The following is an 11,156-nucleotide window of genomic DNA, read 5'->3' on the forward strand; positions in this document are numbered from 1 at the left end:
TCCAGCTCGATCTCCGCGGCCTCCAACACCTCAGCCAACCGCGCGGCTTCCTCCCGCAACCCCTCCACCCGCACGCGGGCAGCCGCCTCCCGCTCAATGCGGCAGCGGACCGCCTCGGCGGCCTGCCGGTCGGACAGGCCGAGCAGGAACTGCAGCACACAGACGGTGGCCAGTTGAGCAGGTGAGAGACCCGGACGCCCGTCTCGCGGGTACCAGTCGGCGAAGTCCTCGTCGCACCACAGCCCATCGAGGCGGTCACGTACCCATATCGCCGTCGTGCCGTCCGGGTTGCTCGCCCGCGCAACCTGCGCAGTCAGAGACGGGACCTGCTCACCGGAACGGGGACGAAGGGACAACGAGCACCTCGACAGCTGTATCGGTCGGCGGAACTACCCGAGCATGCCCGTCGATCTTGCTGCTGCACCGGGAAACCCCAAGATCCCCGACAGAGTCAACTGCCCCCGGCCAGCACGCCGGGTTCGCGGACCAACGCCTCGAGGGAGGCAGATGAAGGTAGGGATGAAGGAGTTTCTTCTTGTGGCCATTGAACGGCAACGAGTGGCAGTACGCGCTTCTCGCGGAGGACGTTGCCCCGCGGTACCGCGGTGGCCTCACTCCTCCGGGGACGAGTGTGGCGGGGGCAGTGTGGATGTCGTGGCCGGTTGACGCAGCAGTTGTTCAATGAGGCGTTCCTTGGCCAGGGCAAGGTGGCGCCGGTAGGTGCCGTAGGGCACCCCCAGTCGCCGGGCGGCGGCCTTGTGGGTGCGCAAGGCCGTGATGTAGGTGGCGGTGAGAGCCTCGTGGGCTTTGACGCCCGCGGGGTCGATCTGTATCGCGTCGAGGGCGGTGGTGATGGCGCCGCGCAGGTCCGCGACCGGGTCGGGTGAGCCCGACGGCACGAGATGGGAGTGCAGCAGAACGCTGGTCGCGAATTCGCGTGGGGTCTGCCAGGTGCGCAGCGCCTGGAGCACGCCTTCCTCGAACGCGGCGCGCGGCAGCTGGTCGCCTGGGCCGCTCGTGGAGGCGCTTGCAGGCCGTGTCGCTACGGGCGTGACCGCGGTGCGAGCCCGGTGTTGCACCCACTGTTCCACTGTTTGCCGTCGCCAGTCCCGGCCGAAGACGTGCTGTCGCAGGCCGCCGACGTCCACGGCCGCGACCTCCGGCATCCCGGCCTTGGCGAGGTAGCGTCCCCACCGGTCGGCGTCTTCGAAGACGGTGAAGGTCACCGCGCGTCCGTGGCTCGTCATCTCCTCGGCGATGGTGCGCCGGCTGATGAGTTCCATCAAGGGTGAGGGCCGCTGGTGCCCGCCGGGTTGCACCGCGAAGCGGCGGATGCCCAGGTGCTCGCCCGGTCCCAGGGGAGCGGCCGCCTCCACGAGGTCCCAGACTGCTGCGATCACCGGGTCTTCGGCGCGGTCCTCGGGCAGCGGTGCGTCCAGCCGCAGGATGGCCATGAACGAAGCGGGTGCGGAAGAGCCCGCGTAGCGGTGGACGCGGAAGGCCTCCGGCTGGCGGCGCAGCCAGTGTGCGACCGCGGCTGCCGATGCCGGGCCCTCGGCCTCCTCGGCCATGCGCAGCACGCCGGGCACGTCTTCGGACCGGAGCGGAGTGTCCTTGATGTGGGGGTGCGTCCGGTAGTTGTACAGATTGTCCGGGCCGCCCTGGTCGCGGAAGAGGAACATCCATTCCGCGACTCGTAAGAGCGCGTCGTCGGCGGTGGCGGAGCGCACGGCGTGCAGGCCGGCGAGCGAGATGCGGGCGCGGACGTCGTCGTAGCGCTCGGGGTCCCGCCAGCGCAGGTCGGCCTCGAGGGTCGCCCGCACCGCGTCGTGCGGGTGCAGCCCTTCAGGGGTGGCCTCGATGTAGGGCAGCTGGCGCAGCCAGGAGAACACCGTGTTGGTGTCCTGGTCACCCAGCACTTTGCGGAGCAGGGGCTCGCGGGTGACGTAGGCCTGCGCGACGACTTCGAGGGCGCGTCGGTGGACGGCGCCGGGCAGGTCGCCGACCAGCCGCTCGACCAGGGTCGTCAGGATGTCGCCGGTGGGGTGCCACGGTGCGCCGGGTGCCGCGGCGGGCACGGAGGCGGCCAGCGAGAGGGCGAGCGGGCTGCCTCCGGCGAAGGCGACGAAGGCGCCGCGCTGCTCGGCGGGGACACCCCGGGCGGCGAGCAGGGCGTCGGACTGGGCGGCGTCGAGCGGCTGCACGGCCAGTGCGGTGAACAGTTGCGCCCATCCAGGGTCCAGCGACCATTCGGCGTCGGGGGCGGTCCTGCTGGCCACAACCACGATCGCATGGTCGGCGAGCCGGAGCAGGAAGGTTTCGCGCAGCCACGTCTCGAGGGGCTGGCACTGCTCGAAGGTGTCGATGAGCAGCACCGTGCCGGGTTCGGTGCACGCCGGGGCGGCGGCCTCCTCGAGTCGGCGCGGATCGGCGTCGAGGAACCGTGCGTCCACGTGCACCACGCGGCGGCCGGTGAGTTCCGCCTGCCGGGCGGCGTAGCGCACCAGCGAGGACTTGCCGATGCCACCGGGGCCGTGCAGGTACGCCACAAACGGCGCTTGCGCCGCGCCCGAGAGCATCCGGTCGAGCACCGCCCGCTCCGGCTCCCTGCCCACCAGCGCACCGGCTCGTGCCGCGGCCAGCCGGCCCGCCAGGCCCCTCGCACCCAATCCGGGCTCCTCTCGTCAGACCCATTTTGCCGTCGAAGATCCTATTGATGAAGCGCTTTCGACGTGAGTAGCACCGAGCGCGGGGCAGCACCCGGGACGGAGAGCGCTGCTCGCATGTATGCAGCACCGACTCGACGTCGTCCGGGTGCTACGCCACAGTCCCTGTCCTCGGCGTGGCTCGTCGCTTCTTCCACTGGCCCCACGTCGAGCGGGACGTATCGTGGTCCCTTCTGCGTGGCCTGGGTCGGATCCTTATGCTCCGCCTTTGCGGCGGCGAGGTGCGGCCGAGCGAGACGGCGTCGAGCGCATGTGGTCGCGCACCGGCGCCAGCAGGCTGGCGAGAGCCTTGACGTCGTCGCGCGAAAGCGGCCCGAACAGGAGGCCGCTGACTACCTCGACGTGACCCGGCAGCACCTTCGCAAGCAGCGCACGCCCGGCATCGGTGATGGTGACGGTGATGCTCCGCTCGTCGTTCGGCGAGGGAGCGCGGATGACCAGGCCCTTCTTCTCGAGCAGATCCACCTGGTATGTCAGGCCGCTGCGGCTGTAGACGACGCCGTCGGCCAGGTCGGTCATGCGGTGACTGCCCGTCGGCGAGTCCCCGAGGCGGGCCAGCAGCTGGAACTGCACATAGCTGAGATCGCCGGCCTCGCGCAGCTGCTGCTCGACGGCATGCCGGAGCAGGCTGGTCACCTCGATGAGGTCGAAGTAAGTGCCGAGCTGCACGGGGTCGAGCGACGGCGGTGAATCAGGCATGACCGAAGTCTACTGCTTCGAATTCGAAGAGTGTGGGGTGCCGACTTCCAGTTGTCGGCGTACACCTGAACGCGGCCAGCGAGGTACAGGGATACGTCCCCACCCTGAAGAGAATCTCGTGCAGGCCGGAGAGCCGGGGCCGCCCGATCTCTGAGGGTGCAGGACAGGGCGGCCAGTCAAGGGCGCCCTTCGGGCGTCGCTGCGCGATGGGGCAGCGCCCCACCCTGGACAGCCCGCCCTGACCCGAGGCTGGCTGGCTATCGGGCGGCCCCGGCCCTGTGGCGACCGCGCAGCTGGCCACGTTCGCGTGTACCTGGCTGGGGAGAAAACCCCGTCCCCCGACACCAGTTACCGCAGGCGGCGCTGGAACCGAACTTCTCCGCGTGTTTCGATGCCATCCCGGCCGGGTGTATTGAGCCGGACGCGAGGGTCTCACGGGTCTGATGTCGTGACCTCGTGCGCGCACGGTGTGGGCAGTGTTGGGCCCGGCTGAGCACCGCAGAACATGGAGATCGGGCAGTGGTGCGGCGCAGGGTTGCGAGCAGAAGGACGGCGCCGCCGCCCACGATCTCGAGGACCGGCCATGAACATCCCTTGCCTCGCGCAACGTCGTCCGCGGCCCTCCCCGGTGACGGCACGACAGCCCGGCCGCGGGGAGGAAGCCATGAACACGATGCCGGGATGAACACCGCCGCGTGGAGCCCGGTGTCTCTGGCCGTCCTGTGCGCCGGCGTCGGCTACGGGCGCCCGACCCGCTTGCTCGCGGACTGGGTCGCGGAGGCTGTGTGCCGGTCACTGGCGGTCGGTGGTGCGCGCGCCGAGGTGGAGGTGCTGGAGCTGCACCGGCTGGCGGCCGACCTCGCCCAGCACTCCACCCACGACCGCGTCAGCCTCGACCTGCGGGAGGCGATCGCGGCGGTCGTGGCGGCCGACGGGCTCGTGGTGGCGACCCCGGTGCTCGCCGCCTCCCCGAGCGAGGTGCTCGACTTGTTCTTCGCTGTCCTCGGGGACGGTGTCCTCTCCGGCATGCCGGTGCTGCTGGCGCTCAACAGCGGCTCCCGCTGGCGGCCGCCGGACCTCGCGCAGGTGCTACGCAGGCGCCTGGCCAGCGTGCACGCCGACCCCGTGCCCACGGTCGTCGTCGCCGACCCCGCCGACTGGCCGGCCACGGCTCACAGCGACGCGGCACGACTGCGCGCCTGCATCGACCAAGCCGCCGCCGAACTCGCCGTGGCGATGCGCTCGCACCGGCAGTGACCGACAACGCTTGCTTCGAATTCGAAGCAGAGGTATCGTCATCACACTTGCTTCGAATTCGAAGCAACATCGACCGCAGTGAAGGTGAGAACCGAAATGAAGGCAGTACGTTTCCACGAGTACGGCGACCCCGACGTCCTGCGCTACGAGGACGTGGAGCAGCCCGTCCCCGGGGCCGGTGAGGTCCGGATCCGCGTCGCCGCGACGTCGTTCAACTCCGTCGACGGCAACATCCGCGGCGGCTTCATGCGCGGCCCCATCCCGGTGGTGCTGCCGCACACTCCCGGCATCGACGTCGCCGGCACCATCGACGCGCTGGGCGAGGGCGTGGACGGCATCGCGGTCGGTGACGACGTCATCGGCTTCCTGCCGATGGACGGGAACGGCGCCGCCGCGGAGTACGTCCTCGCGCCGGCCGAGGTCCTGACGCCGGCGCCCAAGAGCATCCCCCTGCCCGACGCCGCCGCACTGCCACTCGTGGGCCTCACCGCGTGGCAGGCGCTGTTCGACCACGGCAAGCTGACGGCCGGGCAACGCGTGCTGATCAACGGCGCCGGCGGAGCGGTCGGCGGCTACGCCGTGCAGCTGGCCAAGAGAGCCGAGGCCCACGTGATCGCCACGGCCAGCCCGCGCAGCAGCGAGGCGGTCACGTCGGCCGGCGCCGATGAGGTCATCGACCACACCACCACCGGCGTGAGCGCGGCGGTGACCGAGCCGGTCGACGTCGTGCTCAACCTCGCGCCGGTCGACCCGGCCGAGCTGGCCGCGCTCGTCACACTGGTCCGTCCGGGCGGGGTCGTGGTGAACACGACGGTATGGATGCCCGCGCCCTCCGACCAGGAGCGCGGCGTGCGCGGCATCGACCTGTTCGTCCGCAGCGACGCCGACCAGCTGTCGCAGCTGGTAGCGCTGATCGACCGCGGCGAGCTGCGCGTCGACGTCGCCGAGCGGGTGCCGCTGGCCGAGCTGCCGGCGCTCCACGCCCGGGCCGCCGAAAATGCGGTGCACGGCAAGGTCATCGTCGTCCCGCCCGTCGCCTGACGCCGATCCTCCACCGAAAGGAAAAGGCCATGGCACTGAGTTTGGATCCCGAAATCGCCGAGGCGCTGGCCCCGATGGCCGGCGCGATGGCGGACGCTACACCACCGGCCGTGGGGGACATCGCGGCGCGGCGCGCCATGTGGGAGCCGATCATCGGCGCCGCGGGAACGGCCCAGCCGGTCCCGGCCGACGTGAAGACCAGCGAGCACTACACGACCACCGGCGACGGCGCGCGGATCACCATGCGCTGGTACACCAAGGACGGCGCGGCGCCTGGCCCGGCCGTGCTGTTCTTCCACGGCGGCGGATACATCTTCGGCCACATCGACCTGTTCGACGGGCCGCTCGCCCGCTACGTCTCCGCCAGCGGCGTACCGATGCTGTCAGTCGAGTACCGCCGCGCCCCCGAGCACCCCTTCCCGACCCCGCTCGAGGACGCCTACACCGCACTGCGCTGGCTGCACGAACACGCCGCCGAACTCGGCGCCGACACCGACCGGATCGGCGTGATGGGTGACAGCGCCGGCGGCGGAATCGCCGCAGCCGTGTCGATCCTCGCCCGCGAGCGCGGCGGCCCGAAGATCGCCCGGCAGATCCTTCTCATGCCGATGCTCGACGACCGCACCACCACCCCCGATCCACACATCGCGCCCTACCTGCTGTGGTCCTACGACGACAGCCTCACCGCATGGCCGGCCCTGCTCGGCGAGGCCGCCGGCGGGCCCGACGTCCCGGCCACGGCGGCCCCAGCCCGGCTCGAGGACGCGACCGGCCTGCCGCCGGCCTACATCGAGGTCGGCCAGCTCGACGTCTTCCGCGACGAAGACACCGCCTACGCCACCAAACTCAGCCGCGCCGGCGTGCCGGTCGAATTCCACCTGCACCCCGGCGCCCCGCACGAGTTCGACTCCATCGCCTTCACCTCCGACGTCGCCCGCCGCGCCATCGCCGACCGCATCCGCGTCCTCAAGTCGATCTGAGCCGGCACCGAGCGCGCTCACCCCGTGCCGCAGGAGGGGTACGCAAGCGCTCCACACAGGTGGCCCCTCGCCCCGTTGCCCGCCGCAATGGGGCCCCTCGGACACCGGCAAGAACCCACTGAAGCACCGCGCGGCCGGGCCGGACTCCCACTTCGGGCAGCATGCGCATCGACGGCCGGGAGACTCCCGGACTGCATGAGACCCGTCCGGCACCTGATCCTCACCTGACTGACCTTTGAAGGAGACGATTCCGATGATCCCCGACGACGACCCGTCCCGCTCGCTGACCGTGGCGGACCCCGACGACCCCGGCACGACGTACATCTCTCTGGTGGGCAACACGTACGCCATGCTGGTCACCGGCGAGCAGACCAACGGCCGGTACTGCCTGATCGACATGCGCGTCCCCGACGGCGGCGGCCCGCCGCCGCACCGGCACGACTTTGAGGAGATGTTCACGATCCTCGAGGGCGAGATCGAGTTCACCTTCCGCGGCGAGAAGCACACCATACGGGCCGGGTCCACGATCAACATCCCGGCCAACGCCCCGCACAACTTCCGCAACGCTTCGGGTGCGCCGGCCCGCATGCTGTGCATGTGCACCCCCGCAGGCCAGGACGAGTACTTCACGCGCATCGGCGATGTCGTCGCGGGCAAGGACGCGCCGCCGCCACAACTGTCGGAGAACGAGCTCGCGGAGCGCCGCCGCCGCGCGGCCGAGTTGGCCTCGACCTACCGGAGCGAGTTCCTGTGACTCGCAGGGCCGGCAAGCCCGGCACCGGTCGACAGGGTGAAGTTCCCCGCTGAGCTGGACAGCCAGGACGAGATCGTTCGGGTCCATCGCCTACACCCCGACCAACAGTTCCTGGCTCAACCGTATCGAGGCCCAGTTCACCGCCCGGTTCTCCGGTTGAAGCGCCTTCAAAAGGCGGCTCCTTCTGGACTTTTCCTAGACCGTGACGACGATCTTCTTCCCGGCGTGGAGCCCCTTCTCGAGATGGCGGTGTGCCTCTAACTGATCGTTTCAGAATGAGGTTCGTAGGCGGCGGAGGCATATGAGGCTGCAGGCCAGTTCGAGCAGGCCCTGGTGGAGGTCGGCGCGTCGTTCGTAGCGGATGCGTAGTCGTTTGAACTGGTGCAGCCAGGCGAAGGCGCGCTCGACCACCCAGCGCACTTTGCCCAAACCGGAACCGTGGGCGACGCCGCGTCGGGCGATCATGGGTTTGATGCCGCGCTTCCACAGCAAGCGGCGATACTTGTCGAAGTCGTAGCCCCGGTCGGCATACAACCGTCGGGGTTTGTGGCGGGGGCGTCCCCGGAGCCCCCGATTCGTTGGGATGGCATCCAGCAGCGGCAGGAGCTGGGTGACGTCGTGTCGGTTGCCGCCCGTGAGCGTGACCGCGAGCGGGGTTCCCTGGCGGTCGACGATCAGGTGGTGCTTGGAGCCAGGACGGGCGCGGTCGACCGGTGAGGGGCCGACAAGATCCCCCCTAATCCAGGGTGTAAGCAGTTGCCCCGGGCCCATGCAACGACCCGGGGCAACTGCTCGCACAGGACAGCGAATGCCTGGATCCCCCCTGGCCGTCAAGGCCTCCTCAAAGAGCGGCATCGCTGTCCGTTGCGGGGTTCGTGGTGATGACGCGGGCGCCGGGCTGATGCCTCCGTTTCCCCGGGCCCTTGAGGCCTCTGTCAAGAGCGGCGCAGCCCGGCGCCTCCGTGGTCACCGCGAAACTTGCGGGGACTGCTTGGACGTTGATCGTCACGGCGCGAGCCCGCTCCAGGGTCGACCTCTTGTTCATCCGCGAGCCCGCGAGCTCTGCAGAAAGATCGAGCCCCTGGAGTGCGCTGGTGTCGCGAACGGCTACTGAGATGGCGGACCAACGAGTCCTTGGATTAGGGCGCCGCGTGACCCGCATGTGCTTGTGACCTGCATAAACGGACGGATCTGGGAGGATAGCTTGACCGTGTTCTGCGGTATCGACTGGGCAGAGCGCCACCACGACGTCGCCCTCGTCGACGAAGCCGGCACTCTGCTCGCCAGGGCCCGTATCACCGACGACGCGGCCGGCTACCACAAGCTCCTGGCCCTCCTAGCCGAGCACGGTGACAGCCCAGAAGATCCGATACCGGTGGCCATCGAGACCAGCCACGGCCTCCTGGTCGCGAGCCTGCGCACCGGCAGTCGTCAGGTCTTCGCGATCAATCCGCTCGCCGCTGCCCGCTACCGGGACCGCCACGGCGTCAGCCGCAAGAAGTCCGACCCGGGCGACGCCCTGGTCCTGGCGAACATCCTGCGCACCGACATACATGCCCACCGGCCTCTGCCGGCCGACTCCGAACTCGCCCAAGCGATTACGGTCCTGGCCCGAGCCCAGCAGGACGCCGTCTGGGCTCGGCAGCAGGTCGCCAACCAGGTCCGCTCGCTCCTACGCGAGTACTACCCCGCTGCTCTGCTGGCCTTTCAGGGGAAGCAAGGCGGTCTGACCAGGGCTGATGCCCGTGTCATCCTCACTCTGGCCTCGACCCCGGCCAAGGCCGCGAAGCTCACCCTCGCCCAGTTGAGGGGCGCCCTCAAACGCAGTGGCCGCCTCCGTGGCTGCGACGCGGAAGCCGAGCGGCTGCGGGACGTCTTCCGCGCCGAGTACGCCCACCAGCTGCCCGGCGTCGAGGATGCCTTCGGCCACCAGCTCCTGGCCCTGCTCAAGCAGTTGGACGCCACCTGCGACGCCGCGGACGACCTCGCGGAGGCGGCCACAGCCGCCTTTCACCAGCACGCCGACAGCGAGATCCTGCTCAGCTTCCCGGGCCTGGGGCCCATGCTCGGCGCCCGCGTGCTCGCAGAGCTGGGCGACGACCGGGCACGGTTCGCCGACGCCCGGGCGCTGAAGTCGTACGCCGGATCCGCGCCCATCACCCGGGCCTCCGGCAAGAAGCGGTTCGTCGGCCGCCGGTTCGTCAAGAACAACCGCCTCATCAACGCCGGCTTCCTCTGGGCCTTCGCCGCCCTCACCGCCTCACCGGGAGCGAACGCGCACTACCGACGCCGACGCGAGCACGGAGACTGGCATGCCGCCGCACAACGGCACTTGCTGAACCGCTTCCTCGGCCAGCTCCATCACTGCCTCAAGACCCGGCAGTTGTTCGACGAACAACGCGCCTTCGCGCCGATGGCTCTGTTTCCGGAAGCGTCGAGCGCTCAGACATAGTCAGGGCCGCTGTCGGCTTGCCGCTCACCCGCCTGCCCTGTCCGCTCCGGTTGCCCTGCTCAACTGGGCGGCGAGACGGACGGCGGTCTTCTCCCCGGCTCGCTGCCTGATCAGACCCTCTTTGGCAGCTGCACGAAGCCAGACCTCCGAGCTGTCCCCATCGCCTTCAGCACTCGCGCGGTCACCACTACGGGATTCAGACCGCCGGCACCGCCGCTGGCGACGATGCGGATAGTTTCGTCCTCACCAAGGCGAACTGGCACGGTCTCAATAACGTGGCCTGCCCTCCCGAGCACACCGGAGACGCGCTTCACCGCATCGTCGAAAGGCAAGGGAACAAGCAGATCGACCTCATGGACGTTCTTCCTCATCAGCTTGGCCACCACCCGGACCAAGCGACCACTACCCCCACCCACTGCGCCGAGAGCAGCAAGCTCCTCAGCCAAGATCTGGTCTTCGCTCTGATCCACGGACCCCACCCTCACCGACAGACCGCTCCTACCGGGCGACCACATGCTGTTCCGCTCGGCAGACCAGGCCAACCGACGGAAAGCTCTGAGCTGCTGAAGCGCAGCTAGCGCGGTGCGGGGATCCCGGGTTGAGTGGTGCAGTTCTCGGTGAGCCTCTCTACGGCAGTCTTCTGCAGCGTGCAGCTAATGACGTCCCAGTCGTAAGTACATAGAATCCGTTCCTCACCCGTTCAGTCGCTTGATCAGGCTTTTGTGTGGAATAACCTACTCTCATGGTGACTTTCGATGAGATGTGGCATTTGGACTGGGGTCACGACTGGACCTCCATCGTTGAGATCCCGCAGCGATTGCCAGATCTCGACACGATGTTCGTACTGTCGTACAAAAACGGTGAAGGTAGGGCGCATCTAAACACTTTCGCTGAAGATGGCGCCATGAATCCGGTGTGGCAACGCGACGACTGGGGCACCGGCTGGACTTCCATCGTCCCCATCTCAGTCCGGACGGAGCAAGAAGCCGCGATTTTGCTGTTGTCGTACCAGGGTGGGACGGGCAAGGCGCACCTCAACACCGTCGAACCGGATGGCGCCATGAATCCGGTGTGGCAACGCGACGACTGGGGCACCGGCTGGACCTCCATCGTCCCCATTCAGATTTGGCGAGGGGGGATGCCCACGACGTTGCTGTTGTCGTACCAGGGTGGGACGGGCAAGGCGCACCTCAACACCGTCGAACCGGATGGCGCCATGAATCCGGTGTGGCAACGCGACGACTGGG

General features: G+C 69.1%; 10 protein-coding genes and 1 pseudogene. 6 read left to right on the top strand and 5 right to left on the bottom strand.

All coding sequences use genetic code 11. The features are described from left to right. The 3 genes from ABT063_RS50345 to ABT063_RS50355 all read right to left on the bottom strand — a co-directional run. The coding region (locus ABT063_RS50345) for a transposase (RefSeq protein ID WP_351068774.1) at nt 1-356 on the bottom strand (356 nt) is incomplete at its 3' end. Between the two features lie 255 nt (nt 357-611). Continuing rightward, a complete protein-coding gene (locus ABT063_RS50350) occupies nt 612-2,669 on the bottom strand; it encodes an ATP-binding protein (RefSeq protein WP_351068777.1) in 2,058 nt (685 codons plus the stop codon). 252 nt (nt 2,670-2,921) lie between these two features. After that, entirely contained in the window at nt 2,922-3,425 is a 504-nt protein-coding gene (locus ABT063_RS50355; protein WP_351068779.1) for a MarR family winged helix-turn-helix transcriptional regulator, read from the bottom strand. Between the two features lie 681 nt (nt 3,426-4,106). On the opposite strand from ABT063_RS50355, the gene ABT063_RS50360 reads away from it, so the two are divergent. The 4 genes from ABT063_RS50360 to ABT063_RS50375 all read left to right on the top strand — a co-directional run bounded on the left by ABT063_RS50360 (nt 4,107) and on the right by ABT063_RS50375 (nt 7,457). After that, nucleotides 4,107-4,682 (top strand): NAD(P)H-dependent oxidoreductase, encoded by a 576-nt coding sequence (locus ABT063_RS50360; protein ID WP_351068782.1) that lies wholly within the window; start codon nt 4,107-4,109, stop codon nt 4,680-4,682. A gap of 96 nt (nt 4,683-4,778) precedes the next feature. After that, on the top strand, nt 4,779-5,723 hold the full coding sequence (locus ABT063_RS50365) for an NADP-dependent oxidoreductase (RefSeq protein WP_351068785.1): 945 nt from the start codon (nt 4,779-4,781) through the stop codon (nt 5,721-5,723). Between the two features lie 29 nt (nt 5,724-5,752). Continuing rightward, nucleotides 5,753-6,703: an alpha/beta hydrolase gene (locus tag ABT063_RS50370; protein ID WP_351068787.1), complete on the top strand. Its 951-nt coding sequence runs from the start codon at nt 5,753-5,755 to the stop codon at nt 6,701-6,703. A 253-nt stretch (nt 6,704-6,956) separates the two neighbouring features. Continuing rightward, entirely contained in the window at nt 6,957-7,457 is a 501-nt protein-coding gene (locus ABT063_RS50375) for a cupin domain-containing protein (RefSeq protein ID WP_062924647.1), read from the top strand. Between the two features lie 270 nt (nt 7,458-7,727). On the opposite strand, the pseudogene ABT063_RS50380 reads toward ABT063_RS50375, so the two are convergent. Further along, nucleotides 7,728-8,192: pseudogene (locus tag ABT063_RS50380) on the bottom strand (IS5 family transposase); the annotation flags it as partial. A gap of 454 nt (nt 8,193-8,646) precedes the next feature. Between ABT063_RS50380 and ABT063_RS50385 the strand changes: the two are divergent. Beyond that, nucleotides 8,647-9,909, top strand: coding sequence for an IS110 family RNA-guided transposase (locus ABT063_RS50385; RefSeq protein WP_351068809.1), 1,263 nt, complete (start codon nt 8,647-8,649; stop codon nt 9,907-9,909). A 110-nt stretch (nt 9,910-10,019) separates the two neighbouring features. Here the strand turns inward: ABT063_RS50385 and ABT063_RS50390 are convergent, their stop codons facing one another. Then, entirely contained in the window at nt 10,020-10,379 is a 360-nt protein-coding gene (locus ABT063_RS50390) for a hypothetical protein (protein ID WP_351068789.1), read from the bottom strand. Between the two features lie 272 nt (nt 10,380-10,651). Between ABT063_RS50390 and ABT063_RS50395 the strand changes: the two genes are divergently transcribed. Next, a partial coding sequence (locus tag ABT063_RS50395) for a hypothetical protein (protein ID WP_351068791.1) occupies nt 10,652-11,156 on the top strand: 505 nt, incomplete at its 3' end.

Source organism: Streptomyces sp. NPDC002838 (assembly GCF_040295365.1).
Taxonomy (GTDB): Bacteria; Actinomycetota; Actinomycetes; order Streptomycetales; family Streptomycetaceae; genus Streptomyces.

Excerpts from the sequence above, each read along its gene's own strand:
- ABT063_RS50355 (WP_351068779.1), bottom strand. The coding sequence starts at position 3,425 with ATGCCTGATTCACCGCCGTCGCTCGACCCCGTGCAGCTCGGCACTTAC.
- ABT063_RS50360 (WP_351068782.1), top strand. The coding sequence starts at position 4,107 with ATGAACACCGCCGCGTGGAGCCCGGTGTCTCTGGCCGTCCTGTGCGCC.
- ABT063_RS50365 (WP_351068785.1), top strand. The coding sequence starts at position 4,779 with ATGAAGGCAGTACGTTTCCACGAGTACGGCGACCCCGACGTCCTGCGC.
- ABT063_RS50370 (WP_351068787.1), top strand. The coding sequence starts at position 5,753 with ATGGCACTGAGTTTGGATCCCGAAATCGCCGAGGCGCTGGCCCCGATG.
- ABT063_RS50375 (WP_062924647.1), top strand. The coding sequence starts at position 6,957 with ATGATCCCCGACGACGACCCGTCCCGCTCGCTGACCGTGGCGGACCCC.